Consider the following 25648-nt stretch of genomic DNA (forward strand, 5'->3'; position numbering starts at 1 on the left):
CCAGCGACCTGCACAGACCCCATGCCCGTCATCGAATCCCGGCTGCCATCGGCCAGCGACACCTTCCAGGCCAACCGCACCGGCATGCTCGCGCTGCTGGACCAGGTCCGCGCGCACGAGGCCCGCGCCGCGGCCGCCTCGGGCGCCTCGGCCGAGCGATTCGCCAAACGCGGCCAGCTGCTGCCGCGCGAACGCATCGCGCTGTTGCTGGACACCGGTGCGCCCTTTCTTCCGCTGGCCTCGCTCGCGGGGCTGGGCCATGACAACCCCGATCTCTCCAGGAGCGTGCCCGGCGGCGGCCTGATCTCCGGCATCGGCCAGGTCGCGGGCGTGCGCTGCATGGTGAGCGCCTCCGATTCCGGCATCGATGCCGGCGCGCTGCAGCCCATGGGCCTGGACAAGCAGCTGCGCGTGCAGGAGATCGCGCTGGAGAACAAGCTGCCCTACGTGCAGCTGGTCGAAAGCGCCGGCGCCAACCTCATGCAGTACCGCGTGCAGGACTTCGTGCGCGGCGGCAGCATCTTTCGCAACCTCGCGCGCCTCTCGGCCGCGGGGCTGCCGGTGGTGACCGTGACGCACGGCTCCTCGACCGCGGGCGGCGCCTACCAGACGGGCCTGTCGGACTACATCGTGATGGTGCGCGACCGCACGCGCGCCTTCCTCGCCGGACCGCCCCTGCTGAAAGCCGCCACCGGCGAGATCGCGACCGAGGAAGAACTGGGCGGCGCCGTGATGCACACCCACATCTCGGGCCTGGGCGACTACCTGGCCGAAGACGACCGCGACGCCATCCGCATCGCGCGCGCGATCCTCGGCGGCATCGACTGGCCCCGCGACGAAGCACCGCGCGCCTTCGCGCCGCCGCGCTACGACGCCGAGGACCTGCTGGGCATCATGCCCAGCGACGGCCGGCGGCCGGTGGACATGCGCGAAGTCATCGCACGCATCGCCGACGGCTCCGAGTTCCTCGAATTCAGCGCGCACTACGGCAGCGCCACCGTCTGCGGCCACATCCGGCTCGAAGGGCATGCGGTGGGCATCGTCACCAACAACGGCCCCATCGATTCCGACGGCGCGACCAAGGCCACGCACTTCATCCAGGCCTGCTGCCAGTCGCGCACGCCCATCGTCTACCTGCAGAACATCACGGGCTACATGGTGGGCCGCGCGCACGAGGAGGCCGGCATCATCAAGCACGGCGCCAAGATGATCCAGGCCGTGACCAACGCGACCGTGCCGCAGATCACGCTGTACTGCGGCGCCTCCTACGGCGCGGGCAACTACGGCATGTGCGGCCGCGGCTTCGCACCGCGCTTCTGCTTCTCGTGGCCCAACGCGCGCACCGCGGTGATGGGCGGCGAGCAGGCAGCCAGGACCATGGCCATCGTGATGGAGGCCGGCATGGCGCGCAAGGGCGAAGTCGACCACGCGAAGATCGACGCGATGCAGCAGCAGATCGTCGAGCGCTTCGACCGGCAGATGAGCGTGTTCACCACCAGCGCGATGCTGCTGGACGACGGTGTGATCGACCCGCGCGACACGCGCGCGGTGCTGGCCGAAGTGCTGTCCATTTGCCGCGATGCCGATGCGCGCACGCCGCAGGCGATGCAGTTCTCGGTGGCACGGCCATGAGTCGCTTCCACAAGATCCTCGTCGCCAACCGCGGAGAAATCGCGGTCCGCGTGATGCGCACCGCACGCGCCATGGGCTATCGCACGGTGGCCGTGTATTCGAGCGCCGACGCCGATGCGGAGCACGTGCGGCAAGCCGACCAGGCCATGTGGATCGGCGAATCGCTGCCCGCGCAGAGCTACCTGAACATCGCCGCGATCATCGACGCCGCGCGTTCGAGCGGCGCGCAGGCCGTGCATCCGGGCTACGGTTTTCTCGCCGAGAACGCCGGGTTCGCAGAGGCTTGCCGCGATGCGGGCCTGGTCTTCATCGGCCCCTCGCCCGAAGCCATTCGCGCGATGGGCGACAAGGCCGGCGCCAAGCGGCTGATGCAGGCCGCGGGCGTGCCGTGCATTCCCGGCTACCAGGGCGAAGACCAGGGCGCGGCCACGCTCGCGGCCGAAGCCGCGCGCATCGGCTGGCCCGTGATGATCAAGGCGACCGCAGGCGGTGGCGGGCGCGGCATGCGGCTCGTGCCTTCGGCTGCAGCCTTTGCCGATTTGCTGCAGAGCGCGCAGTCCGAGGCGCTCAACGCTTTCGGCGACGCGACCGTGATCCTGGAGCGCGCCATCGTCGCGCCGCGCCACATCGAGATCCAGGTGTTCGCCGACCGGCACGGCAACGCCATCCACCTCGGCGAGCGCGACTGCTCGGTGCAGCGGCGGCACCAGAAGGTGATCGAGGAGTCGCCCTCGCCGGCCGTGTCCGCCGAGTTGCGCGAACGCATGGGCGCGACCGCCGTCGCGGCGGCGAAGGCGATCGCTTACGAAGGTGCGGGCACGCTCGAATTCCTGCTCGATGCAGAGGGTCGGTACTGGTTCATGGAAATGAACACGCGGCTGCAGGTGGAGCACCCCGTGACCGAGGCGGTGACGGGGCTCGACCTGGTCGAGCTTCAGTTGCGCGTAGCGGCCGGCGAACCACTGCCGCTCACGCAGCAGGACGTGCACATGCGCGGTCACGCGATCGAAGTGCGCCTGTGTGCCGAAGACCCGCAGCAGGGCTTCATGCCGCAAAGCGGCACGCTGGCTGCATGGCGGCCGTCGCCGGCGCTGCGCACCGAGCACGCATTGCGCGATGGCGCAGCAGTGCCGACGTTCTACGATTCGATGATCGCCAAGCTCGTGTCGCATGGCCGCACCCGCGACGAAGCGAGGCAGCGTCTGGTTGCAGGCCTGCAGGACACCGTGGCGCTCGGCATCGCGACCAACCAGCAGTTTCTGCAGCGCGCGCTGTCGCACCCGGTGTTTGCCGAAGGCGCGGCGACGACGGCGTTCATCGCCGAGCATGCCGATACACTGCTTGCGCCGGACGCCGCCACGCAAGGCCACGCCGCATTGCTGGCCGCGCTGCTGCTTCAACTCGGCGAACGCGGCTGGCCCTCGCCGCTCGCGCACACGCTGCCCAACGCCCTGCGCTTCTCGCTCAACGGCATGGTGCACGCGGCCCGTGTGACGCCGCGGGGCGGGGGTCGTTTCGATGTCGCACTCGATGCCACCGCGCCCGAGCGGATCGAACTGCTTGCGCTGCCCGGCGACGGCATCGTGCGCTTCTCATGCGACGGTGTTTCCGAGCAGGCCATGTCAGTGCGCGAATCCGCCAATCACCTGTGGATTCACTTCCGCGGCCAGGCTTTCGAACTCGAAGATCTCACGCACGTGGCAGTACCCCGAGTCGGCGCCACGAGCGGCGACGGCCTGCTGCGCGCCTCGATGAATGGCCGCGTCATCGCACTGCTGGCGGCCGAGGGCGACACGGTCGCCGCCGGCCAGCCCCTCGTCACGCTCGAAGCGATGAAGATGGAACACGTGCATTGCGCACCGCGCGCCGGCCGCGTGGCCGCACTGCACGTCGCGGTGGGCGCGCAGGTGGCCGCGCGCCACGTCGTGGCGGAGATTGCCGACGCATGACGCGGCCCGCCACGCTCTTCCCGATTTTCCGAAAGCCATTCGCATGAACGCCCCCTCCCGCTACCGCTCCGTGTTCTCGCCCGGCCTGTTCGATGGGCAGGTGATCGTCGTCACGGGTGGCGGCTCGGGCATCGGCCGCTGCACCGCGCACGAACTCGCATCGCTCGGCGCGCACGTCGTGCTCGTCGGCCGCAATACCGAGAAGCTGCAGCAGGTGCAGGCCGAGATCGCCACGGCCGGCGGCAAGGCCGGCACGCAGGCCTTCGACATCCGGCAAGAAGAAGCCGTGCGTGCCGCGATCGCCGAGGTCGTCGCGGCACACGGGCGCATCGACGGCCTCGTCAACAACGCCGGCGGCCAATACATCACGCCGCTCGCCGCCATCTCGGCCAAGGGCTGGGAGGCGGTGATCCACACCAACCTCACCGGCGGCTTTCTCGTCGCGCGCGAATGCTTCGTGCAGAGCATGCAGGCGAACGGTGGCGCCATCGTCAACATCGTGGCCGACATGTGGGGCTCGATGCCCAACATGGGCCACAGCGGCGCGGCGCGCGCGGGCATGGTGAGCTTCACCGAGACCGCCGCCCTCGAATGGGCCGCGAGCGGCGTGCGCGTGAACGCCGTGGCACCGGGCTACATCGCATCGAGCGGCATGGACCACTACCCGCCCGAGGCCGGCGACATGCTGCGCGCCATGCGCAAGACCGTGCCCGCGGGCCGCTTCGGCAACGAGGCCGAGACCTCCGCGGCCATCGCCTTTTTGCTGAGCCCCGCGGCGAGCTTCATCAGCGGCAGCGTGCTGCGCGTGGACGGCGCGCGGCCGCAGGTACGCATGGGCTGGCCGATGGCGCTGCCCGATGCAGCGGCGCAGCAGCGCCCCGCGGTGCGGCCCTTCGACGGCTTTCATCTCGCACAGACGCCGCGCGTGTTCCAGGACAAAGAAACGAACGACTGACCGGAGACCAGTGACATGCAGTACACCCACGAACACCTCGAGATCCAGAAGACGCTGCGCCGCTTCATCGACGAGGAAATCAATCCGCGCGTCGACGAATGGGAAGAAGCCGAGATCTTTCCCGCGCACGAGGTCTTCAAGAAGCTCGGCAACCTCGGGCTGCTCGGCCTGAACAAGCCCGAGGCCTTCGGCGGTGGCGGCCTGGACTACTCGTATGCGATGGCCATGGCCGAGGCGCTCGGCCACGTGAGCTGCGGCGGCGTGCCGATGGCCATCGGCGTGCAGACCGACATGTGCACCCCCGCGCTCGCGCGCTTCGGCAGCGACGAGCTGCGCCGCGAGTTCCTTGCGCCCGCCATCGCGGGCGACATGGTCGGCTGCATCGGCGTGAGCGAGCCCGGCGCCGGCAGCGACGTGGCGGGCCTGAAGAGCCACGCGCGCAAGGACGGCGACGACTACCTCATCAGCGGGCAGAAGATGTGGATCACCAACAGCCTGCAGGCCGACTGGATGTGCATGCTGGTCAACACCAGCGACGGCCCCGTGCACCGCAACAAGTCGCTGGTCATGGTGCCGATGGACAGCCCCGGCATCGAGAAGGCAAAGAAGATCCGCAAGATCGGCATGAACTCCAGCGACACCGGGCTCATCTATTTCGACAACGTGCGCGTGCCGCAGCGCTACCGCATCGGCGAGGAGGGCCAGGGCTTCATCTACCAGATGCAGCAGTTCCAGGAAGAGCGCCTCTGGGCCGCGGCCAGTTCGCTCGAACCGATGGAAGACTGCATCGCGCAGACCATCGAATGGGCGCAGCAGCGCCACATGTTCGGCGGCACGCTGGCCGACCAGCAATGGGTGCAGTTCAAGCTGGCCGAATTGAAGACCGAAGTCGAAGCGCTGCGCGCCCTCACCTACCGCGCCTGCGACCTGCATGTGCAGGGCGAGGACGTGCTCGAACTCGCGTCGATGGCCAAGCTGAAGACCGGGCGGCTCACGCGGCAGGTGTCCGACACGTGCCTGCAGTTCTGGGGCGGCATGGGCTTCACGCTGGAGAACCGCGTCTCGCGCCTGTACCGCGATGGGCGCCTGGGCTCGATCGGCGGCGGTGCGGACGAAGTGATGCTGGGCATCCTCGCCAAGACCATGGGCATCGCCAAGCGGCCGCCGCGCGGCTGACACACGCATGGACGCCGAACTGCAAGCCGACCGCGCGGCGCTCGCCGACACGGTGCGGCGCTTTGCCGAGAGCGAGATCGCGCCGCATGTCCAGGCCTGGGACGACGCGGGCGAGTTTCCGCGCGCGCTCTACACACGCGCCGCGGAACTCGGGCTGCTGGGCCTGGGCTATCCCGAAGCATTGGGCGGCACGCCGGCCTCATATGCGTTGAAGCTCCCCGCATGGATCGCGCTCGCGCGCCACGGCCAAAGCGGCGGCGTGCTCGCCAGCCTGTTCTCGCACAACATCGGCCTGCCGCCCGTGGTGCTGCACGCGAGCGACGCCGTGCGCAACGAGGTCGTTCCCTGCGTGCTGCGCGGCGAGAAGATCGCAGCGCTCGCGATCACCGAACCCGGCGGCGGCTCCGACGTCGCGGCACTGCGCACGACAGCAAGGCGCGACGGCGATCACTACGTGCTGAACGGCGAGAAGACCTTCATCACCTCCGGCATGCGCGCCGACTGGATCACGGTGGCCGTGCGCACCGGCGAAGGACGCGGCGCGGGCGGCATCTCGATGCTGCTGGTGCCCGGCGATGCGATCGGCCTCACGCGCACGCGCCTCACGAAGATGGGCTGGTGGTGTTCGGACACCGCGGCGCTGCACTTCGCCGACGTGCGCGTGCCGGCGCGCTACCTCCTGGGGAACGAAGGCGCGGGCTTCCGCATGGTCATGGGCAACTTCAACGGCGAGCGCATCGGCCTGGCGGCCGGCGCGCTCGGCTTCGCACAGGCGTGCCTGGACGAGGCGCTGGCCTGGTCGCGCGAGCGCAGGACCTTCGGCGCGGCGCTCATCGAACACCAGGCGGTGCGGCACAAGCTGGTGGACATGCGGATGCGCATCGCGTCCACCGAGGCGTGGCTCGAAGCCGTGTCCGCCGAAGGCGACGCGCACGAGGCGGCGGGCCGCATCAACGCACCCGAATGGGTGGCGCAGGTCTGCATGCTCAAGAACCACGCGACGCAGACCCTGCAGTTCTGCGCCGACCAGGCGGTGCAGATCCTCGGCGGCATGGGCTTCATGCGCGGCACCGTGAGCGAACGCATCTACCGCGAGGTCAAGGTGATGATGATCGGCGGCGGCGCCGAGGAAATCATGAAGGAGCTGGCGGCGCGGCAGCTGGGCTGGTTGTAGAGGTACTCGCAGTCCTCGCGGTTCTCGCAGTTCCCGCGGCAGCGCTCGTCTTTCCTCCAGCGGAAAACTGTTCTCCATCGGCGAGGCGCGCAAGGCATGGCCTTTCGTGCGGCGCGTGCTTACCATCGCCGCACGCCGGGGGCCGCTTTGCGGCGCCCCTTCACCGCATGAAGCCGGAGCCGCCGTGATCTTTGTTTTCCACCTCCTCGACAAGCCCGATTCCGCCGCGCTTCGCAACACGATCCGCCCCGCGCACAAGGCCTACCTGGCCTTGGTGGCCGACCGCATGGCCTTCGCCGGGCCGCTGCTGTCCGACGATGGGAAGACCATGATCGGCAGCCTGCTGGCCATCGACTTCGCGGGCCGCGAAGCGGCAGAGGAATGGCAGGCCGACGAGCCCTTCACGCGCGCCGGCGTCTACGCATCGAGCTCGGTGCTGCCCTTCACGAACCTGTGGCCGCAGAAGGCCGGCTTTCCGCCTGCCGAGTGATCGAGCGCCATTCCATGTTCAAGCACATCGTGATGTGGGACCTGCGCGGCGAATCGCCCGAAGAAAAGGCAGAGGCCTCGCAGTTGCTCAAGCGCAAGTTCGAATCGCTGCGCGGCCAGATCCCCGGGCTGCTGCACCTGGAGGTGGGCCTGGATTCGAGCCGCATCGCCTACGCCTGCGACGTGGTGCTCTACAGCGAGTTCGACAGCCAGGCATCGCTGGACGGCTATGCCACGCACCCCGCGCACCTGCGGGTCCGCGAAGAGTTGGGCGACCTGCGGGTCGCGCGGCACCAGGTGGACTACGCGACGGAGTGAGCCGCTAGCCGCGGGCTGCCTCCGACTCGGCCCGTGCGAGATCGACGCAGAACGAACGCACGAGCTGCAGTGCCGGTGCTTCGGTCCGGCCTTCGAGCGTGACGAAGGCGAACTGGGCGTTCAGGCCCGCGGCCGGATCGACCTTCAGCTCCACCAGCTCGCCGCTGTCGAGCAATGCACGCGTGGCCGCGAGCACGCCGAGGAAGATCGCATCGGTGTTGCGCACGGCCTCGATCAGCGCGCCGATTTCTTCCGACGACACATGCAGCCATCGCTGCGGGCTCGCCTCGCTGCCGTAGCGCTCGACGAGCAGGCGCGCCACGTCGTCGCTCACCATCGTCGAGATCACCGGATACCGCGTGAGGTCGCCGAAGCGCACCGCCGATGCCCCCTGCTGCAGCAACGGATGCCCGCGCCGGCAGACGAAGCCCGAGCGCATCGTCGGCAGCACGTCGATGTGCAGGTCTTCCCTCGGCGACACGGCGCGGTAGGTGAGCACCACGGCGTCGATGGCCCGCGCGCGCAGCGCGGCGAGTTGAAGCTCCGGCCCGCCGCCGTGCAACTGCACGCCCACGCGCGGGTGGTTGCGCAGCATGTGGATCAGGAGCGGCGCCGAGAACAACGCGCTCGGCGCCGCGCCGAAACCCAGCCGCACCGAACCGGCCTGCCCCTCGGCGAGCAGCGCCGCGGCGCGCTTGAGTTCATGCGCCTCCGCCGAGATGCGCTTGGCACGCGCCAGCACCATCGCGCCGAAGGGCGTGAGCTCGTTGCGCTTGCCGACGCGGTCGACCAGCTGCATGCCCAGCTCCTGTTCGAGCATCTGGATGCTGCGGCTGAGCGCCGGCTGCGTGAGGTGCACCTTCTCGGATGCGCGGCTGAACGAGCCGGTTTCGGCGAGTGCCAGCAGATGGTCGAGTTGTTGAAGATTCATGAGCTGACCTCATGGTAATTACAAAAACAATGCATTGGACAGATGAAACCCTGATTCCTAGCATCCATCGCGTACTACTTTGGACCCAGGACATCCCATGAATCGATTCGGTCAATGGCTCTGTGCAGGCTTTGCAGGGGCGGTTTTCTTCGGCTGCTGCACGGCCGCGATGGCAGAGGCGCCCTACCCGTCGAAGGTGATTTCGATGATGGTCCCCTACCCCGCGGGCGCGGCCAGCGACTTCACCGCACGGGCGCTCAACGACCTGATCGGCAAGGAGCTCGGCGGACAGGTGATCGTGGAAAACCTCGGCGGCGCAAGCGGTGCGATCGCCGCCGGCAAGGTGCTGGCGGCGCCGGCCGACGGCCACTTCCTGTTCCAGGGCTCGCCCAGCGAGCTGATCCTCTCGGGGCTGGTCAACAAGGCCGTCCGGTACAAGCCGGAAGACTTCCAGTGGATCGCACCGGTGGCCACCTCGCCGCTGGTGGTGGTGGTCAGCAGCAAGCTGCCGGTTCATTCGCTGGACGAACTGGTCGAGCTCGCGCGTTCGCGCAAGGAGGCGCCGCTCACCTATGGTTCGACGGGCCCCGGCACGCTGTACCACCTGCTGGGCGAGCTGTTTTCCAGGCGCATCGGCGCCCCGGCGACGCATGTGCCCTACAAGGGCGGCGCGCCGCTGCTGCAGGACCTGCTCGGCGGGCAGATCGATTTCGCCTTCATGCCCTACCAGGCCTTCTACGCGGACTACGCGCGGCAGGGCCGGCTGCGGGTCGTCGGCGCGCTGTCCGGCAAGAACAACCTGCCACCGCCGTTCGAGGCCGTGCAGTCGAGCGCCGACAGCGAGACGATGAAGGGCTTCGACTTCGGCATCTGGACCTCGTACATGGTCCGCAAGGGCACGCCGCGGCCGATCGCCGAAAAGCTCAACGCGGCCATTGCCGCTTCGCTCAGGAATCCCCATGCGCGTGCGCAGCTCGAGTCGCAGGCCAAGACCGTGTTCGAGCCGATGAGCCTCGAAGCGGGAGAGAAGTTCTACGCGGCCGAAGCCGCCCGCTACCGCGAACTCGTCAAGTCCATCGGCTACGAGTCGCAGTGAACCGCCATCCGATCCCGACAAGAGGTGCATCCATGACAACGCCATCGACGAAACATTGCCTCGCCCTGCTCATCGCCCTGTCGCTGTCCGCCTGCGGCGGCGGTGGTGGCGGTGGTCCGGGCTTCACGCCGTTGCCGCCGCCGGCCGCAGGCCCCGCGGCCGCAGGCCCCGCGCCCGCAGCGCCGCCGCCCTCGGCGCCGGACCCCGCCATCGCGACGACGACCGAAGGCAAGGTCGCGGGCAATGCCGCGGCCGATGTCGTCTCCTTCCTCGGCATTCCGTACGCGCAGCCGCCGGTGGGCGCATTGCGGTGGGCGCCGCCGCAGGCGCCGGTGGCGCACGCCGACACGCTGAAGGCCACCGCGTTCGGCAGTGCCTGCGCGCAGGCGCCCGGCGCGGAGCCTTCGTCGTCCGAAGACTGCCTCTACCTGAACGTGTGGAAGCCCGCGGGCGCCAAGCCCGGCGACAGGCTGCCGGTGGTCTTCTACATCCACGGCGGCGCCTTCACGCTCGGCTCGGGCGCCATGGGCCCTAGCCCGCTTGCGAAGCAGGGCGTGGTGGTCGTGAGCTTCAACTACCGGCTCGGCGCGCTCGGCTATCTCGCGAACAAGGCGCTGCGCGCCGCGAACAAGGACGGCAGCCTGGGCAACTTCGCGGTGATGGACCAGCTTGCCGCGCTCGGCTGGGTGCAGCGGAACATCGCGGCCTTCGGCGGCGATGCCGGCAGCGTCACGCTCTGGGGCACTTCGGCGGGCGCGACGCAGAGCTTCTCGCTGCTGCAGTCGCCCAAGGCCAAGGGGCTGTTCCACCGGGCCGTGATGCAAAGCGGCGGCGGCGCGGAGTATTCGAACCCGAGCATGGAAAACGCGCTCGCCGTGGGCGATACCGCCGTGGCGAACTGGGGATGCGGCAACGCGGCCGACCTGGTCGCCTGCCTGCGCGCGCTGCCGGTCTCGGCGCTGCTCGCGCAGGGCGGACTGAAGTGGCGGCCCACGGTCGACGCGCAGGTCCTCACGCAGGTGCCCTCGCGCGCGTTCCTCACCGGCAACTTCAACCAGGTGCCGGTGATGATCGGGGGCGTCTACGACGAGGGCACGCTCTTCGTGGACACCAAGCTGGACGCAGCGGTCTATCCGTTCTACCTGCGCGGGCTGGCACCGGCCGGCTTCGACACCCGCGCGATCGAAGCGGCGTATCCGATCTCCAACTACGCGGTGCCCGCGCAAGGCGTGGCGCGGGCCATCGGCGATGCGATGTACGCCTGCGGCAACAGCGCGCGCCGCGATGCGCTGTCGGCGTGGGTGCCGGTGTACGGCTGGGAGCTGACCGATCCGCAGCTGTCGTTTCCCGCGAACGCGGCGTCCTTCTACTACGGCACCGCGCACGGCATGGACAGCTTCTACCTGACCGGCACGACCGACACGCTCGGCACCTATCCCTACTTCGACCAGGCGGGCACGACGCCCGATGCGGACACGACCTCGCAGCGAAAAGCGCTTGCGGCGCAGATGCTCACATACCTGCTCAACTTCGCGAAGAACGGCGATCCGAACGGCGACGGCCGCAACATCGCGACGCGCTGGCCGCGCTTCATGGGAGCGGCCGACCGCGCCCTGATCGATTTCACCTACCCCGCGATCAAGACATCGAGCAACGCGTTCGAGCACACGCACAGGTGCGACACGCTGTGGGGACCGGACGTGTTCCCCGCGCAGTACTGAGACGAGACACGACGGCATCCCATGAACGAATCACAGACTGTCATCGATCACCTCGCATCCCGCCAGGAAGACGTCGTGGCGTGGCTCAAGCGCTTCCTGCGCATTCCGAGCGTCAGCGCGGACGCGTCGTTCGCAGCGAACATGCATGAGGCGCGCAGCTTCCTGGTCCAGAGGCTGCAGCAGATCGGCCTTGCCGACGTGCGCCTGCTGGACGGCGGCGGCGAGCCCGCCGTGTATGGCGAATGGCGCGGTGCACCGGGCAAGCCCACGCTGATGGTCTACGGCCACTACGACGTGCAGCCCGCCGACCCCATCGACCAGTGGCGCACGCCGCCCTTCGAACCGACGGAGGTGGATGGCCGGCTCTACGGGCGCGGCACCTCGGACGTGAAGGGCTCCACGACCATCGCGCTCGAAGTGGTCGCCGCCTTCCTCGCGGTGCAGGGCGGATGCCCCGTCAACATCAAGGTGTTCCTCGAAGGCGAAGAGGAGACGGGCAGCCCGTCGCTCAGAACGCTCGTCCAGCGCCATCGCGACCTGCTGCAGGCCGATGCGGTGCTGTCGGCCGACGGCGGCCGCGCGAGCGCCAGCGTGCCGACGATCAACACCGGTGCGCGCGGCAACGCGCAACTCGAAGTGCGCCTGCGGACAGCCGGCAAGGACCTGCATTCGGGCCGCTACGGCGGCAGCGTGCGCAATGCGCTGCACGAGATGGCGCGGCTGGTCGCATCGCTGCACCACGCCGACGGCAGCGTGGCGGTGGAAGGCTTCTGCGAGGGCGCGATGCCACCCGGTGCGAGACAGCGCGCCGACACCGCGGCGTTTCCCTATGACGAGGCGGCGTTCTTTTCAGACGTCGGCGGCAGCGCGCACGGCGAGCCCGGGTACACCGCGCGCGAGCGCGTCACGCTGCGCCCGGCCCTCGATGTCAACGGGCTGTGGGGCGGCTACACCGGCGACGGCGGCAAGACCATCGTGCCTTGCGAGGCGACGGCCAAGCTCACGACGCGCGTGGTCGCGGGGCAGGACCCGGCTTCGATCATCCGCGCGGTGCTGCGCCATCTGCAGGCGCAGTGCCCCGCAGGCTGTGCGCTGGACGTGGTGGCGATGAACGACGGCTCGCCCGCATCGACCCTGGCTCCCGACCATCCGCTGGTGCGCGCCGCCGAGGCCGTGCTCGAACGCGAAACCGGCCGCCAGGCCATCCACGTGCGGCTCGGCGCGAGCGTGCCGATCACCTCGATCTTCAAGGAGATGCTGGGCATCGACACGCTGATGTTCGGCTTCAACCTGCCCGATGAAGACGTGCATGCGCCGAACGAGTTTTTCAGACTGGCGTCGATCCAGCAAGGTGCGCGGGCGTGGACGCTGCTGCTGTGCGAGCTGGCGAAGCATCCGCCGGCGTCGTTTCACAACAGCTAGCTTCAGCGCTCCTCGCCGGCCTCGCCCTTGCCCTGCTGCGCCGCGGCGCGCAGCTTGTCCTTCTTGCTCGGCCGCTTGCCCTTGATGCCGCCGGTGCCCGATGCATCGACCAGCGGCACGGCCACCTCGGTCGGCTCGAACCCTTCGATGCGCTCGCGCGGCAGGCTCAGGCCCTGGCGCTTTTCGATCACGCGGAAGTGCGCCTCGGTCGACGCGCTCACGAAGCTGATCGCCAGGCCGCTTTCGCCCGCGCGGCCGGTGCGGCCGATGCGGTGGATGTAGTCGGTGGGCGAGCGCGGCAGGTCGTAGTTGATGACCACGGGCAGTTGCGCGATGTCGATGCCGCGCGCCGCCAGGTCGGTGGCGATCACCACGTCCCATCGGCTCTCCTTGAACTGCGCGAGGATGCCGGTACGCGTGCCCTGCGCGATGTCGCCGTGGAAGGGCACCGCGTAGACACCGTTCTTGTAGAGCTTCTCGGCCACGGTCTGTGCCGAATGCTGGGTGGCGACGAACACCAGCACGCGCTCCCATTCGTTCTCTTTCAGAAGGTGGCGCAAGAGCTGTGTGCGGCGGTTCGCATCGACCTCGATCACGCGCTGCACGATGTTCGGCTCGGTGCCCGGCTCGCCCTGCACGTCGATGACCGCGGGGTCGCGCAGCATGCCATCGGCCAGCGACTGGATCGCCGGCGGGAAGGTGGCCGAGAAGAGCAGGTTCTGGCGTTGTGCAGGCAGCAGCGCGAGGATGCGGCCGAGTTCTTCGGCAAAGCCGAGGTCGAACAGGCGGTCGGCCTCGTCGAGCACCAGCATCGAGACCGCGCCCAGCTTGAGCGCGTTGTGCTCGACCAGGTCGATCAGCCGGCCGGGCGTGGCGACGACGATGTCGGCGCCGCCGCGCAGGCTCATCATCTGCGGGTTGATCGAGACGCCGCCGAAGGCGATGGCGATCTTCAGGCGTTCGGGCAGGTGCTGCGCGAGGCTGCGCATGGTCTCGCCGACCTGGGCTGCGAGTTCGCGCGTGGGCACGAGCACCAAGGCGCGAACGCGGCGCGGCGACTGGGCGGGCTCGGCGGCCAGGCGCTGCAGCAGCGGCAGGGAGAATGCGGCGGTCTTGCCGGAGCCGGTCTGCGCCGAGCCCCGCACGTCGCGGCCCTGCAAAATCGCGGGGATGGCCGCGGCCTGGATGGCGGTCGGCGCGGCATAGCCGCTTTCGGCGGCAGCCCGCACGAGCGCGGGGGCCAGGCCCAGTGAGTCGAATGGCATGTGAGCAGACAGAGAGAGAAACCCGGACAGAGAAGAGATGGATCGAATGGCGACGACGAAAAGCAATCAGGCCAGCGCGCTGGTGTATTCCACCGAGGCGGGCGGCCGCATGTGCCCCGATTGCCGTGCGCCGATGGCGCAATGCCGCTGCAAGGAACTGAAGGCGCGCGCGCCGGCCACTGACGGCATTGTGCGTGTATCGCACGAGACCAAGGGCCGCAAAGGCAAGGGCGTGACGGTCATCAAGGGCATCGCCCTGGACGCCGCGGCGCTCGCGGCGGTGGGCAAGCAGCTGAAAACGGCCTGCGGCTCGGGCGGCACGGTGAAGGACGGGATCATCGAGATCCAGGGCGATCACCGCGAACTGGTGATCGCGGCCCTCGTGAAGCAGGGCCATACCGTCAAGCGCGCCGGAGGCTGAAAGCAACCCATGAAACCTGAAGACCTGCAGCGCCTCGTCACCCTGGAGATGCCTTTTGGCAAACACAAGGGCACGCTGATCGCCGATTTGCCCGGAAATTACCTGACCTGGTTCGCACGCGAGGGTTTTCCCTCGGGAGAAATCGGCCGGCTGCTCCATTTGATGCATGAAATAGACCACAACGGGCTCTCGGACCTCCTGAAACCGTTGCGAAACCGCCCGTCGCGCCGGGATGTTTCTCAATAACACACGATTTCCCACGCTTTTTTGCCAAGGATCGGGATAATTCGGTCCACGTGTCTGTGAGCTTGTCTCCCGTGCACGTAATTCGGTGATCGGTCAGTTTCGCGCCACAGCGCACTTGTTTGTTGTGATTCTGGGACTCCATCGCTTTGTTTTGTTGGTTTGAATTAGGAGTCCCTCCATGGGCAAGAAACTCTACGTAGGCAACCTCGCCTACTCCGTGCGTGACAACGACCTGGAACAAGCTTTCGGCGAGTTCGGCTCGATCGTCAGCGCCAAGGTCATGATGGAACGCGACACCGGCCGTTCGAAGGGCTTCGGCTTCGTCGAAATGGGTTCGGATGCTGAAGCACTCGCAGCCATCGAAGCCATGAACGGCCATTCGCTCCAGGGCCGCGCCCTGACGGTGAACGAAGCCCGTCCGATGGAAGCACGTCCTCCCCGCACCGGCGGTGGTGGCGGCTACGGCGGCGGCGCTGGTGGTGGCGGCGGCTACGGTGGTGGTGGCGGCGGCGGCGGTTACGGCGGCGGCGGCGGTGGCCGTAGCGGCGGTGGCGGCGGCGGTTACGGCGGCGGCGGCGGTGGTCGCGGCGGCTACTAAGCCCTCATCCACACTCGGGGAGCCTCGGCTCCCTGAATGAATGAAAAGCTCCTTCGGGAGCTTTTTTCGTTTCCGGCCCTTCTTTTTCCTCTGTTCCAGGAACACCGAGGGACCACCTTCACAGGCAAAAAAACGTTGCTCCGGGGAGAACCCTAATCCTGGCCTAAGCATTTGTCCTTACCGGAGCGGTCAGCCAACGGTCAGCCGCGCACGACGACCCTCACCTCTCCAAAACAGAGGGTCGAGGCAATGAAGATCAAGAGTCAGGCGGACTTCTTTTCAGGGGTCATGTTCACCACCGTGGGGGGCGCCTTCGCGATAGGCGCCACCACCTACACCGTCGGCAACGGCGCGCGCATGGGCCCCGGTTACTTCCCGCTCATGCTGGGCATCCTGCTGGCCATCCTGGGGGTGGTCATCATGTTCCAGGCCATGGTGGTGGAGACCACCGACGGCGACAAGATCGGCAAATGGGCCTGGAGGCCGCTGGCCTTCGTGCTCGGCGCCAACCTCGCGTTCGGCATCCTCCTCGGGGGCCTGCCGAGCATCGGCCTGCCGGCGATGGGGATGATCATCGCGATCTACGCGCTCACGATCATCTCCAGCCTGGCAGGCACGCAGTTCAAGCTGCGCGACGTGCTGGTGCTCTCCACCATCCTGGCGGCCGGCAGCTATGTGGCCTTCATCTGGGCGCTCAAGCTCCAGATCCAGGTCTGGCCCACTTTCATCTCGGGCTGAGGAGCACGCACCATGGACCTGATCCACAACCTTTCCATCGGTTTCGGCGTTGCCTTTACCTTCACCAATCTGTTGTATTGCCTCCTGGGCTGCATCCTGGGCACGCTGATCGGCGTGCTGCCGGGCATCGGCCCGGTCGCGACCATCGCGATGCTGCTGCCCGCCACCTATGCGCTGCCGCCCGTGTCGGCGCTGATCATGCTGGCCGGTATCTATTACGGCGCGCAGTACGGCGGCTCGACCACCGCCATCCTGGTGAACCTGCCCGGGGAGTCGTCCTCGGTGGTCACCTGCATCGACGGCTACCAGATGGCAAGGCAGGGCCGCGCAGGCCCAGCGCTCGCGGCTGCGGGCCTGGGCTCGTTCTTCGCGGGCTGCGTCGGCACGCTGATCCTGGCCGCCTTCGCGCCGCCGCTGACCGAATTGGCCTTCAAGTTCGGCCCGGCCGAGTACTTCTCGCTGATGACCCTGGGCTTGATCGGCGCCGTGGTGCTGGCTTCGGGATCGCTCCTGAAGGCGGTGGCGATGATCGTGCTGGGCCTGCTGCTGGGCATCGTGGGCACCGACGTCAATTCGGGCGTCGCGCGCTTCAGCTTCGACATCCCCGAGCTCACCGATGGCATCGGCTTCGTGGTGATCGCCATGGGCGTGTTCGGCTACGGCGAAATCATCGGCAACCTCTCGCAGCCCGACGACGAGCGCGAAGTGTTCACGCACAAGGTCAAGGGCCTGTGGCCCACGAAGGACGACTTCAAGCGCATGACGCCCGCGGTGCTGCGCGGCACGGCGCTCGGCTCTGCCCTGGGCATCCTGCCCGGTGGCGGCGCGCTGCTGGCGGCCTTCGCGGCCTATGCGCTGGAGAAGAAGATCAAGATGCGCCCCGGCGAAGTGCCCTTCGGCAAGGGCAACATCCGCGGCGTGGCATCGCCGGAGTCGGCCAACAACGCCGGCGCGCAGACCTCCTTCATCCCGCTCCTGACGCTGGGCATCCCGCCCAACGCCGTGATGGCGCTGATGGTGGGCGCGATGACCATCCACAACATCCAGCCCGGCCCGCAGGTGATGACCAGCAACCCCGAGCTCTTCTGGGGCCTGATCGCCTCGATGTGGATCGGCAACGCGATGCTGATCATCCTGAACCTGCCGCTGATCGGCATGTGGATCAAGCTCCTGACGGTGCCCTACAAGTTCCTGTTCCCCGCCATCGTGCTGTTCTGCGCGATCGGGGTGTACTCGACCAACAACAACACCTTCGACGTGTGGATGGTGGCGATCTTCGGCTTCATCGGGTACCTGTTCCTCAAGCTCAAGACCGAGCCGGCCCCGCTGCTGCTGGGCTTCATCCTCGGGCCGATGATGGAAGAGAACCTCCGGCGCGCGCTGCTGCTGTCGCGCGGCGCTTGGAGCGTGTTCGTCACGCGGCCGCTGTCGGCCGGGCTGCTGGTGGCTGCGGCGGCGCTCTTGTGCATCGTGCTGCTGCCGTCGATCAAGGCCAAGCGCGAAGAGGCCTTCGTCGAAGAGTAAGCCCGGCCCCGGCGCTCCCGGAACAAGCCCCTGCACGAAAGCGCAGGGGCTTGTTCATTTCAGCAACGCCGCGGCGATGGGCGCGCCCCATATCGACGCACTCTTGTTGGTGCCCGGCAGCGCCGCTGGTGGTGCGCCCGGAAAGACGGCAAACGGCCCCGGCACCAGGATCGAGCCGCCTGCGCGACGATCGAATCGACAAATTCCGCGAGCGGCGAGCCGCCCATCGCCACCCGCATTCCACGGCGGGATTACCTCACCCAAGACGCTACTGAAAAGATAGCTTCAAAGGACCGCAGCACGCGGGCAACCCGGGGATTCGATTGGGTAAAAAAGATCTGCCGACGCCCGTCGCGCAGGCATAAAAAAGGCGCCGACCAGCGGCGCCTTTCAAGTTCAAGCTGGCATCTCGTGCGGATGCCTTGAAGGATTTTTCTTTTTGAAGGGGAAGTTGTCTCCTCGGACCCTCGGCAGCACGAGCAGGGCCCGTTCGCGAGTGCGCAGACTTTATGTGCTGCACCGCACCAGTGCATTGGGAATTACCCGCTTTGCCTTACTACGGACAGCCGATTCGCAAACCAAAGTGTTTCTGGTAGTTAACGATGTGGCACGACTCGTGCACGTAGCGCCACATCCGACAACTCGAAGAAGCGCACTGCCATGGCCTTGGTCCCGCAAGCCTCCATCAACGCGGCCGACACCGCCTGGATGATGACGTCGACCGCGCTGGTGCTGCTCATGACGCTGCCCGGCATCGCGCTCTTCTATGCCGGCATGGTGCGGCGCAAGAACGTGCTGGCCACCATGGCGGCCGTCGTGGCGATCGCCGCGGCGGTCTCGCTCACCTGGTTCGCGCTGGGCTATTCGCTGGCCTTCACCGCCGGCTGGCCCTGGCTCGGGGGCACCGGGCGCTTCTGGTTCTCGGGCTTCGAGTACCTGAAGGAGGCCGGGCAGGTCGCGGTGAGCCACGTCGCGCCGAACGTGCCCGAATCGGTCTACGCGATGTTCCAGCTCACCTTCGCGATCATCACCACCGCGCTGGTGCTGGGCGCCTTCGTCGAGCGCATGCGCTTCTCGGCCGTGCTGTGGTTCGCGCTGCTGTGGAGCGTGCTGGTCTATGCGCCCATCGCGCACTGGGTGTGGGAGCCGGGCGGCTGGCTCGCGCAGATGGGGGCGCTCGACTTCGCGGGCGGCTCGGTGGTGCACGTCAACGCGGGCATCGCGGGGCTGGTGTGCGCCTATGCGCTCGGCCCGCGCAAGGGCTACGGGCGCGAGGCCTTCGAGCCCTACAGCCTGGCAATGACGATGATGGGCGCGGGCCTCCTGTGGGTGGGCTGGTTCGGCTTCAATGCGGGCTCTGCGGTAGCGGCCGATGGGCGCGCGGGCCTCGCGATGCTGGTCACGCACATCGCGGCGGCCGCCGGTGCGATGAGCTGGATGATCGGCGAGTGGATCGTGCGCCGCAGCCCCTCTTTGCTGGGGCTCTGCTCGGGCCTGGTGGCCGGGCTGGTGGCGATCACGCCTGCTGCGGGTTTCGTCACGCCGCTCTCGGCGCTGGCCATCGGCGCCATCGCCGGCCTGGCCTGCTACTGGGGCGCCACGGGCCTGAAGCACATGCTCGGCGCGGACGATTCGCTGGACGTGTTCGGCGTGCACGGCATCGGCGGCATCGTGGGCGCGCTGCTCACGGGCGTGTTCGCCGATGCACGCATCTCGGGCGCGACGGGCAATGTGCTGACGCAGGCCATCGCCGTGGGCAGCGTGGCGATCTACAGCGCGGCGGGAACGGCGATCGTGCTGTTCCTGGTGCACGTGCTGGTCGGATTGCGCGTCGATCCCGAAAGCGAACAGCTGGGCCTCGATCTTGCTCAGCATCGTGAACACCTGGGAGCCTGACCACCGAGGGAGACGCCATGCCATCCATGTCCGAAAGCGAACGCATCGCGCTTGCAGCCCGTCTTCACGTGGCTTTGCGGCGAAAGCACGGGCGCGTGACCGACACCGAATGGATGGCCACCAATGCCGAGTACGCCGCGGAGATCGTGCGCATGACGCGCCTGCATGCCGCCGAGACCCAGGACGAGGAACTCGACCAGCTGGCGACGCGGCTCGAGCAGGCGATGGAGCCGCTGGCGCGCGCTGCGCGGCTGGCGGCGCGGCAACCCGACGGGACGCCGCCTTCGCCGCCGCCTCGCTACGTGGGTGGATTGCGCTGACGCTTTGAGGTCGCGTTCAGGACGGGTGCGCAGGGCACCGGGTGCTCCCCTCCGCGAATGTCCTCCGGCCTGCGGCCTCCCCCTTGATTTCGCTGCGGGGAGCACCCGATGCCCTGCGCACTGGTGGGCGCTGCCAATGAGCGGCCGATAACGACCGCTCTGAGCAATGCTTCAGTTCGCCGCCAGCGCGGCCTTGCGGATCGACTGCAGCGTGCTGGCCGGCGTGATCGCCTCGGGGTCCAGCAGGCAGTGCAGGATCGCCGGCTTGCCGCTGGCCCGTGCACGCGCGAGTGCGGGGCCGAACTCGTCCGTCGTGGTCACGCGCTCGCCGTGCCCGCCGAACACCTCGGCATAGCCGCGGAAGTCGGGGTTCTTCAACTGCGTGGCACTGATGCGGCCGGGGTAGTGCTTCTCCTGGTGCATGCGGATCGTGCCGTACATGCCGTTGTCGAGCAGCACCACGAGGATCGGCAGGCCGTACTGCACGGCGGTCGCGAATTCCTGGCCATGCATCATGAAGTCGCCGTCGCCCGCGAACACGACCACCTCGCGCTCCGGCCACAGCCGCTTGGCGCCGACGCCGGCCGGCAGGCCGTAGCCCATCGATCCGCTGGTCGGCGCGAGCTGGCTCGCGAATGCGCGGAATGGCCAGAAGCGGTGCACCCAGGTCGCGAAGTTGCCCGCGCCGTTGCAGAAGATGGTGTCGGCCGGCAGCACCTCGCGCAGGTGCTGCATGACCTCGCCCATCTGCAGCGGGCCGGGGATGCGGATGGGAGCCGGGTCGCTCCAGCGCAGGAACTCTTCGTGCGCGGTCTGGGTCTCGGCCTGCCAGGCGGGCGGGGACGCCGGGCGCAGCGTGGACACTGCTTCGGCAAACGCCTGCGGCGTCGCGTGGATGCCCTGCGCCGGGCGATAGAGCTTGCCGAGCTCGTCGGCATCGGCGTGCACATGCACCAGCGCCTGCTTGGGCTGCGGGATCGCGAACAGCTCGTAGCCTTGCGACGGCACTTCCGACAAACGTCCGCCCACCAGCAGCACGAGGTCCGCATTGCGGATGCGCTCCAGCATGCGCGGGTTCGCGCCGAGCCCCAGGTCGCCCGCATAGCAGGGGTGCTCGGCGGACATCAGCATCTGGCGGCGGAACGAGCAGTACACGGGCAGCGAATACGCCTCGGCGAACTTTGCGAACTGCTGCGTCGCGGCTTCCGACCAGCGGCTGCCACCAAGAATGACCACGGGCCGCTGCGCTTGCGACAAACGCTGCTGCAGCTCTGCGAGTTGCGCCGCGCCTGGATGGGTTTCGGTCACTGCATACGGCAGCGCATCGGCCACCACGGCGGCTTCGGTCAGCATGTCTTCGGGCAGCGCGATCACCACCGGACCGGGCCGCCCCGAGGTCGCGACATGGAAAGCGCGCGACACCAGCTCGGGCACGCGCGCCGGGTCGTCGATCTGCACCACCCACTTGGCCATCGTGCCGAAGACCGCGCCGTAGTCCAGCTCCTGGAAGGCCTCGCGGCCCAGCGCATCGCGCGCGACCTGGCCGACGAACAGCAGGAGCGGCGTCGAGTCCTGGTGCGCGATGTGCACGCCCGCCGCCGCGTTGGTCGCGCCCGGACCGCGCGTGACGAAGCAGATGCCGGGCTTGCCCGTGAGCTTGCCCTGCGCCTCCGCCATCATCGTGGCGCCGCCCTCCTGCCGGCACACCGTCACGTCGATCGATGCATCGTGCAGCGCGTCGAGCACGGCCAGGAAGCTTTCGCCGGGCACGCAGAAGAGCTGCTTGACGCCGTGGGTGATGAGCTGGTCGACCAGGATCTGGCCGCCGGTGCGGGAGGAAGTCATGAGGGTTCCCGTGGAATGAAGATGTTCAGGAGAGCGCGGCGCAGGCGGCGGCGATGCGCGCGCACGCCTCCTGGAGCTGCGCCATCGACGTCGCATACGAGATGCGGAAGTACGGTGCGAGCCCGAACACGCTGCCCGGCACCACCGCCACGTCGAAGTCCTGCAGCAGGTAGCGGCAGAAGTCGCTGTCGGTCTGCAGCAGCGCGCCGGCGGCAGTGCGCTTGCCGAGCACGCCGGCGCAGCTCGCGAATGTGTAGAAGGCACCCTCGGGCACGCGGCAATGCAGGCCCGGCGTGCGGTTGAGCGCGGCCACGACGAAGTCGCGGCGCTGTTGAAACGAAGCGCAGCGCTCGGCCACGATGCCCTGCGGTCCGGTGAGCGCCTCGATCGCGGCGGCCTGGCTCACCGACGACGGGCACGAGGTCGATTGGCTCTGCACCACGGCCATCGCGGCGATCAGCGCGCGCGGCCCCACGCCGTAGCCGACGCGCCAGCCGGTCATCGCATAGGCCTTGGACACACCGTTCACCGTGAGCGTGCGCGCGCGCAGCTGCGGCTCGACGGCCACCGGTGTCGCGAAGGCCAGGCCGTCGTAGAGGATGTGTTCGTAGATGTCGTCCGCCAGCACCCAGACGCCCGGGTGATCGAGCAGCACGTCGGTGATCGGCTTGAGTTGCGCGGCGCTGTAGGCCGCGCCGCTCGGGTTCGACGGCGAGTTCAAAAAGAGCCAGCGCGTGCGCGGCGTGATGGCCGCTTGCAGCTGCGCCGCGGTCAGGCGAAAGCCGTTGTCCTCGCCGCACGCCACCGACACCGGCACGCCGCCGCAGATCTGCACGATGTCCGCATACGAAGTCCAGTACGGCGCGGGCAGGATCACTTCGTCGCCCGGATTCAGGCTCGCCATCAGCGCGTTGAAGATCACCTGCTTGGCGCCCGCGCTCACGCTGATTTCATCGAGCGCGAAATCGAGCGCGTTGTCGCGCTTGAACTTCAGCTGCACCGCCGCCTTCATCGCCGGGCTGCCGTCGAGCACCGTGTAGCGCGTGTCGCCGCGCGCAATGGCCTGCGAGGCCGCATGCCGGATGTTCTCGGGCGTGTCGAAGTCGGGCTCGCCCGCGCCCAGCACGATCACCGGCCGGCCGGCGCGCTTGAGCGCCTGCGCATGGTCAGTGATGCGCAGGATCTCCGAGACGTTGAGGGCGCGCACACGTTGCGCCGGCGAGAACACGGCGGCGTCTGTCACTTCGCGTAGGCTTCCAATGGCTTGTCGTTGGGTTCGAGCAGGAGCTGCTTGAGCGCGGGGCTCATCGGCAGGTTGAGGCTGGTGTTCTTCGGCGGAATCGCGGCCACGAACCACTTGGTGTAGATCTTCTCGAGCTCGCCGCTCTTCATGAGCTTGCGCAGCGACTCGTCCACCGCGGTCTTGAAGGCCGGGTCGTCCTTGCGGAACAGGAGCGCGATCGGCTCCGAGCCCAGCGCATCGCCCACGATGCGGTAGGCCGCCGGGTTCTTGGAGTTCGCGATGATGCCGGCGAGCAGGTTGTCGTCGAGCACGAAGGCATCGGCGCGGCCCGACTCCATGAGGAGGAAGCTCTCCAGGTGGTCCTTGCCGAGCATCGTGTTGTACGAGACGTTCTGCGCGCGCTCGCGCTTGCGCAAGAGTTGCACGGCGGTGGTGCCGGTCGATGCCGACACGTTGCGGCCCGCGAGCTGGTCCAGCGTGGCGATGCCCGAATCGACCTTGGTCGCCATGCGCACTTCGCTCACATACGTGGTGAGCGCGAAGGCCACCTGCTGCTGGCGCGCGGTGTTGTTGGTGGTGGGGCCGCAGCCGATGTCCAGCGTGCCGTTCTGCACCAGCGGGATGGTGTTCTGCGCGGTCACCGCCATGTATTCGAGCTTGGCGTTGGGCGTGATGTCCTTGAGCACGCGCTCGCAGAGTTCGACGTGGTAGCCCACGTACTTCTCGCCCGCGCCCAGCATGTAGGCCATGGGCGGCGAGGCTTCGCGCACGCCGAGCACGACCTTGCCGCTCGTCTTGATCTTGTCGAGCGTGCCGCCCGCGGGGGCCTGCTGCGCGGTGGCGCTGCCGAATGCGAGCGCGAGCAGCGCTGCGGTGGCGAGGGTCTTCAGTTGCTTTTTCATCTTCTCTGTCTCCTGGTAGTTTTTCTTTGAAAGGGCGCGGCACGCCCTGCCGGCGCGGCATGATTTTTCGTGGGGCATCGCGGAACCGGCTTCGCCGGGCTGCAGATGTCGCCCCCGGTAGGGGGTTGGAGAAGCGACACGAAGTGCGCGGAGCCTGGGGGCGAGCCTCAATCTCCGATGTCGAAGGTCACGCCCTGGGCGAGGGGCAATGCCGTCGAGTAATTGATGGTGTTGGTCGCGCGGCGCATGTATGCCTTCCAGCTGTCCGAGCCCGCTTCGCGCCCGCCGCCGGTTTCCTTCTCGCCACCGAAGGCGCCGCCGATTTCAGCGCCGCTCGGGCCGATGTTGACGTTGGCGATGCCGCAGTCCGAACCGGCGCTGGACATGAAGCGCTCGGCTTCGCGCACGTTGAGCGTGAAGATCGACGACGACAGCCCCGCGCCCACCGCGTTGTGCCATTCGATGGCCTCGTCCAGCGTGCTGTAGCGCACCACATAGAGGATGGGCGCGAAGGTCTCGCGCAGCACCGGGCCGTCGTGCGACTTCAGCTCTACCAGCGCGGGGCGCACGTAGTAGGCGTCCTGCGTGCCGATGCCGTCGACGCGTTGGCCGCCATGCACCTTGGCGCCGAGCTCGCGGCTTTCGCCCAAGGCCTTCTGCATGCCGTCGAAGGCCGCGCGGTCGATCAGCGGACCGACCAGCGTGCCGGCCTCGCGCGGATCGCCCACCTGCACGTTGCCGTAGACCTTCGCGAGCTTGGGCACCAGCTGGTCGTACACGCTGTCGTGCACGAACAGGCGCCGCAGCGTCGTGCAGCGCTGGCCGGCCGTGCCCATGGCCGAGAACGCGATGCCGCGCAGCGTGAGGTCCAGGTCGGCCGAGGACGTGACGATGGCCGCGTTGTTGCCGCCCAGTTCGAGGATCGCGCGGGCAAAGCGCGCAGCCAGCTTCGGCCCGACCTGCCGGCCCATCGCCGTGGAGCCGGTGGCCGAGAGGATCGGCACGCGGTGGTCGTCCACCAGCACTTCGCCGATGTCGCGCTGGCCGAGCAGCAAGCCGAGCAGGCCTTCGGGTGCGTCGCCGAAACGTTCGATGGCGCGCTGCGCGATGGCATGCACGGCCAGCGCGGTCAGCGGTGTTTTTTCGGACGGCTTCCACACCACCGAGTCGCCGCACACCAGCGCGAGCGCCGCGTTCCACGACCACACGGCCACGGGAAAATTGAAGGCCGAGATCACGCCGCACACGCCCAGCGGATGCCACGTTTCCATCATCCGGTGCTCGGCGCGCTCGGTGGCCAGCGTGAGGCCGTAGAGCTGGCGCGAGAGGCCGACCGCGAAATCGCAGATGTCGATCATTTCCTGCACCTCGCCCGCGCCCTCGGACGGAATCTTGCCCGCCTCCAGCGTGACGAGGCGGCCCAGGTCGCGCTTGGCGGCGCGCAGCTCTTCGCCGAGCAGCCGCACCAGTTCGCCGCGGCGCGGCGCCGGCACGTTGCGCCAGGCCTTGAAGGCTTCATGCGCGCGGCCGATGGCACCGGTGGCCTCCACGGCCGTGGTCTGCGGCACCTGTGCGATCACCTCGCCGCTGACCGGCGAGCGCACCGTCAGCTCGCCGCCGGTATGGGCGGTGCGGGGCACGCCCAGGCGCTGCAGCAGCTGTTCGACTTCGGTGGGGAGGGATTGGGGGGCTTGGGCTTCAGGCATGGGCGCGCTCCGGAAAGGAGGAAGAAGAAAGGCAACCGAGAGGGGCGGGAAACCCGGCCAATATCTGCGAATCCCGCTGGG

The 25648-nt window shown here is 68.2% G+C and carries 23 protein-coding genes and 1 pseudogene; 17 read left to right on the plus strand and 7 right to left on the minus strand.

All coding sequences use genetic code 11. From position 1 onward, the window contains the following. Positions 1–21: 21 nt before the first annotated feature. From BM133_RS26715 to BM133_RS26745, 7 genes are all read left to right on the plus strand, one after another. Positions 22–1632 (plus strand): acyl-CoA carboxylase subunit beta, encoded by a 1611-nt coding sequence (locus BM133_RS26715; protein WP_093440696.1) that lies wholly within the window; start codon positions 22–24, stop codon positions 1630–1632. Next, positions 1629–3581: an acetyl/propionyl/methylcrotonyl-CoA carboxylase subunit alpha gene (locus BM133_RS26720; protein ID WP_093440698.1), complete on the plus strand. Its 1953-nt coding sequence runs from the start codon at positions 1629–1631 to the stop codon at positions 3579–3581. The genes BM133_RS26715 and BM133_RS26720 overlap by 4 nt, the downstream gene beginning before the upstream one ends. Positions 3582–3624: 43 nt before the next feature. After that, on the plus strand, positions 3625–4536 hold the full coding sequence (locus tag BM133_RS26725; RefSeq protein WP_093440701.1) for an SDR family oxidoreductase: 912 nt from the start codon (positions 3625–3627) through the stop codon (positions 4534–4536). Positions 4537–4551: 15 nt separating this feature from the next. After that, entirely contained in the window at positions 4552–5712 is a 1161-nt protein-coding gene (locus BM133_RS26730; protein ID WP_093440703.1) for an acyl-CoA dehydrogenase family protein, read from the plus strand. A 7-nt stretch (positions 5713–5719) separates the two neighbouring features. Next, complete coding sequence (locus tag BM133_RS26735) at positions 5720–6886, plus strand: acyl-CoA dehydrogenase family protein (RefSeq protein ID WP_093440706.1); 1167 nt, start codon at positions 5720–5722, stop codon at positions 6884–6886. 184 nt (positions 6887–7070) lie between these two features. After that, positions 7071–7376: a YciI family protein gene (locus BM133_RS26740; RefSeq protein ID WP_093440709.1), complete on the plus strand. Its 306-nt coding sequence runs from the start codon at positions 7071–7073 to the stop codon at positions 7374–7376. A 14-nt stretch (positions 7377–7390) separates the two neighbouring features. Then, positions 7391–7693, plus strand: a complete 303-nt coding sequence (locus BM133_RS26745; protein ID WP_093441246.1) for a Dabb family protein — start codon at positions 7391–7393, stop codon at positions 7691–7693. A 4-nt stretch (positions 7694–7697) separates the two neighbouring features. Here the strand turns inward: BM133_RS26745 and BM133_RS26750 are convergent, their stop codons facing one another. Further along, positions 7698–8624, minus strand: coding sequence for a LysR family transcriptional regulator (locus tag BM133_RS26750; protein WP_093440711.1), 927 nt, complete (start codon positions 8622–8624; stop codon positions 7698–7700). Positions 8625–8721: 97 nt separating this feature from the next. On the opposite strand from BM133_RS26750, the gene BM133_RS26755 reads away from it, so the two are divergent. Genes BM133_RS26755 through BM133_RS26765 form a run of 3 tightly spaced genes read left to right on the plus strand, consistent with a single transcriptional unit; the run spans position 8722 to position 12863 of the window. After that, entirely contained in the window at positions 8722–9720 is a 999-nt protein-coding gene (locus BM133_RS26755; RefSeq protein WP_093440714.1) for a tripartite tricarboxylate transporter substrate binding protein, read from the plus strand. A gap of 32 nt (positions 9721–9752) precedes the next feature. After that, a complete protein-coding gene (locus BM133_RS26760) occupies positions 9753–11441 on the plus strand; it encodes a carboxylesterase/lipase family protein (RefSeq protein WP_093440716.1) in 1689 nt (562 codons plus the stop codon). A gap of 21 nt (positions 11442–11462) precedes the next feature. Continuing rightward, positions 11463–12863: a dipeptidase gene (locus BM133_RS26765; RefSeq protein ID WP_093440719.1), complete on the plus strand. Its 1401-nt coding sequence runs from the start codon at positions 11463–11465 to the stop codon at positions 12861–12863. Between the two features lie 2 nt (positions 12864–12865). Here BM133_RS26765 and BM133_RS26770 read toward each other — a convergent pair whose 3' ends face one another. After that, positions 12866–14128: a DEAD/DEAH box helicase gene (locus tag BM133_RS26770; protein WP_093440722.1), complete on the minus strand. Its 1263-nt coding sequence runs from the start codon at positions 14126–14128 to the stop codon at positions 12866–12868. A 46-nt stretch (positions 14129–14174) separates the two neighbouring features. Here BM133_RS26770 and BM133_RS26775 point away from each other — a divergent pair, with 46 nt between their 5' ends. The 5 genes from BM133_RS26775 (at position 14175) to BM133_RS26795 (ending at position 17655) form a co-directional block, all read left to right on the plus strand. Continuing rightward, positions 14175–14549: a translation initiation factor Sui1 gene (locus tag BM133_RS26775; RefSeq protein WP_093440724.1), complete on the plus strand. Its 375-nt coding sequence runs from the start codon at positions 14175–14177 to the stop codon at positions 14547–14549. Positions 14550–14558: 9 nt separating this feature from the next. Further along, positions 14559–14795: a DUF3820 family protein gene (locus BM133_RS26780; protein WP_093053658.1), complete on the plus strand. Its 237-nt coding sequence runs from the start codon at positions 14559–14561 to the stop codon at positions 14793–14795. Positions 14796–14973: 178 nt separating this feature from the next. Beyond that, positions 14974–15393: an RNA recognition motif domain-containing protein gene (locus BM133_RS26785; protein WP_093440727.1), complete on the plus strand. Its 420-nt coding sequence runs from the start codon at positions 14974–14976 to the stop codon at positions 15391–15393. A gap of 249 nt (positions 15394–15642) precedes the next feature. Then, the gene (locus BM133_RS26790; RefSeq protein WP_093440729.1) at positions 15643–16131 is read left to right on the plus strand and encodes a tripartite tricarboxylate transporter TctB family protein; all 489 of its coding nucleotides are present in this window, start codon (positions 15643–15645) and stop codon (positions 16129–16131) included. A gap of 12 nt (positions 16132–16143) precedes the next feature. Next, positions 16144–17655, plus strand: a complete 1512-nt coding sequence (locus tag BM133_RS26795) for a tripartite tricarboxylate transporter permease (protein WP_013538814.1) — start codon at positions 16144–16146, stop codon at positions 17653–17655. Positions 17656–17727: 72 nt separating this feature from the next. Here BM133_RS26795 and BM133_RS35600 read toward each other — a convergent pair. Beyond that, positions 17728–17894, minus strand: a pseudogene (locus tag BM133_RS35600) (sulfite exporter TauE/SafE family protein); the annotation flags it as partial. Positions 17895–18315: 421 nt separating this feature from the next. Between BM133_RS35600 and BM133_RS26805 the strand changes: the two are divergent. Together BM133_RS26805 and BM133_RS26810 are read left to right on the plus strand one after the other, a co-directional pair. Further along, positions 18316–19551 (plus strand): ammonium transporter, encoded by a 1236-nt coding sequence (locus tag BM133_RS26805; RefSeq protein WP_093440734.1) that lies wholly within the window; start codon positions 18316–18318, stop codon positions 19549–19551. A 17-nt stretch (positions 19552–19568) separates the two neighbouring features. Beyond that, the gene (locus BM133_RS26810) at positions 19569–19871 is read left to right on the plus strand and encodes a hypothetical protein (protein ID WP_093440736.1); all 303 of its coding nucleotides are present in this window, start codon (positions 19569–19571) and stop codon (positions 19869–19871) included. A 171-nt stretch (positions 19872–20042) separates the two neighbouring features. On the opposite strand, the gene BM133_RS26815 is transcribed toward BM133_RS26810, so the two are convergent. From BM133_RS26815 to BM133_RS26830, 4 genes are all read right to left on the minus strand, one after another. Beyond that, positions 20043–21716 carry a thiamine pyrophosphate-binding protein gene (locus tag BM133_RS26815; RefSeq protein WP_093440738.1) on the minus strand — a complete coding sequence of 558 codons (1674 nt, stop codon included), beginning with the start codon at positions 21714–21716 and terminating at the stop codon, positions 20043–20045. A gap of 25 nt (positions 21717–21741) precedes the next feature. Continuing rightward, the gene (locus BM133_RS26820; RefSeq protein WP_093440740.1) at positions 21742–22959 is read right to left on the minus strand and encodes a pyridoxal phosphate-dependent aminotransferase; all 1218 of its coding nucleotides are present in this window, start codon (positions 22957–22959) and stop codon (positions 21742–21744) included. After that, positions 22956–23861, minus strand: a complete 906-nt coding sequence (locus BM133_RS26825; RefSeq protein WP_093440742.1) for an amino acid ABC transporter substrate-binding protein — start codon at positions 23859–23861, stop codon at positions 22956–22958. Before BM133_RS26825 ends, BM133_RS26820 begins: the two co-directional genes overlap by 4 nt. A 167-nt stretch (positions 23862–24028) precedes the next feature. Next, entirely contained in the window at positions 24029–25567 is a 1539-nt protein-coding gene (locus BM133_RS26830) for an L-piperidine-6-carboxylate dehydrogenase (RefSeq protein ID WP_093440745.1), read from the minus strand. Positions 25568–25648: the final 81 nt, after the last annotated feature.

This window comes from Variovorax sp. 770b2 (assembly GCF_900115685.1).
Taxonomy (GTDB): domain Bacteria; phylum Pseudomonadota; class Gammaproteobacteria; order Burkholderiales; family Burkholderiaceae_C; genus Variovorax.

Excerpts from the sequence above, each read along its gene's own strand:
- BM133_RS26775 (WP_093440724.1), top strand. The coding sequence starts at position 14,175 with ATGGCGACGACGAAAAGCAATCAGGCCAGCGCGCTGGTGTATTCCACC.
- BM133_RS26815 (WP_093440738.1), bottom strand. The coding sequence starts at position 21,716 with ATGACTTCCTCCCGCACCGGCGGCCAGATCCTGGTCGACCAGCTCATC.
- BM133_RS26720 (WP_093440698.1), top strand. The coding sequence starts at position 1,629 with ATGAGTCGCTTCCACAAGATCCTCGTCGCCAACCGCGGAGAAATCGCG.
- BM133_RS26810 (WP_093440736.1), top strand. The coding sequence starts at position 19,569 with ATGCCATCCATGTCCGAAAGCGAACGCATCGCGCTTGCAGCCCGTCTT.
- BM133_RS26765 (WP_093440719.1), top strand. The coding sequence starts at position 11,463 with ATGAACGAATCACAGACTGTCATCGATCACCTCGCATCCCGCCAGGAA.
- BM133_RS26730 (WP_093440703.1), top strand. The coding sequence starts at position 4,552 with ATGCAGTACACCCACGAACACCTCGAGATCCAGAAGACGCTGCGCCGC.
- BM133_RS26790 (WP_093440729.1), top strand. The coding sequence starts at position 15,643 with ATGAAGATCAAGAGTCAGGCGGACTTCTTTTCAGGGGTCATGTTCACC.
- BM133_RS26715 (WP_093440696.1), top strand. The coding sequence starts at position 22 with ATGCCCGTCATCGAATCCCGGCTGCCATCGGCCAGCGACACCTTCCAG.
- BM133_RS26755 (WP_093440714.1), top strand. The coding sequence starts at position 8,722 with ATGAATCGATTCGGTCAATGGCTCTGTGCAGGCTTTGCAGGGGCGGTT.
- BM133_RS26760 (WP_093440716.1), top strand. The coding sequence starts at position 9,753 with ATGACAACGCCATCGACGAAACATTGCCTCGCCCTGCTCATCGCCCTG.
- BM133_RS26830 (WP_093440745.1), bottom strand. The coding sequence starts at position 25,567 with ATGCCTGAAGCCCAAGCCCCCCAATCCCTCCCCACCGAAGTCGAACAG.
- BM133_RS26805 (WP_093440734.1), top strand. The coding sequence starts at position 18,316 with ATGGCCTTGGTCCCGCAAGCCTCCATCAACGCGGCCGACACCGCCTGG.
- BM133_RS26825 (WP_093440742.1), bottom strand. The coding sequence starts at position 23,861 with ATGAAAAAGCAACTGAAGACCCTCGCCACCGCAGCGCTGCTCGCGCTC.
- BM133_RS26750 (WP_093440711.1), bottom strand. The coding sequence starts at position 8,624 with ATGAATCTTCAACAACTCGACCATCTGCTGGCACTCGCCGAAACCGGC.
- BM133_RS26735 (WP_093440706.1), top strand. The coding sequence starts at position 5,720 with ATGGACGCCGAACTGCAAGCCGACCGCGCGGCGCTCGCCGACACGGTG.
- BM133_RS26780 (WP_093053658.1), top strand. The coding sequence starts at position 14,559 with ATGAAACCTGAAGACCTGCAGCGCCTCGTCACCCTGGAGATGCCTTTT.
- BM133_RS26725 (WP_093440701.1), top strand. The coding sequence starts at position 3,625 with ATGAACGCCCCCTCCCGCTACCGCTCCGTGTTCTCGCCCGGCCTGTTC.
- BM133_RS26745 (WP_093441246.1), top strand. The coding sequence starts at position 7,391 with ATGTTCAAGCACATCGTGATGTGGGACCTGCGCGGCGAATCGCCCGAA.
- BM133_RS26795 (WP_013538814.1), top strand. The coding sequence starts at position 16,144 with ATGGACCTGATCCACAACCTTTCCATCGGTTTCGGCGTTGCCTTTACC.
- BM133_RS26785 (WP_093440727.1), top strand. The coding sequence starts at position 14,974 with ATGGGCAAGAAACTCTACGTAGGCAACCTCGCCTACTCCGTGCGTGAC.
- BM133_RS26770 (WP_093440722.1), bottom strand. The coding sequence starts at position 14,128 with ATGCCATTCGACTCACTGGGCCTGGCCCCCGCGCTCGTGCGGGCTGCC.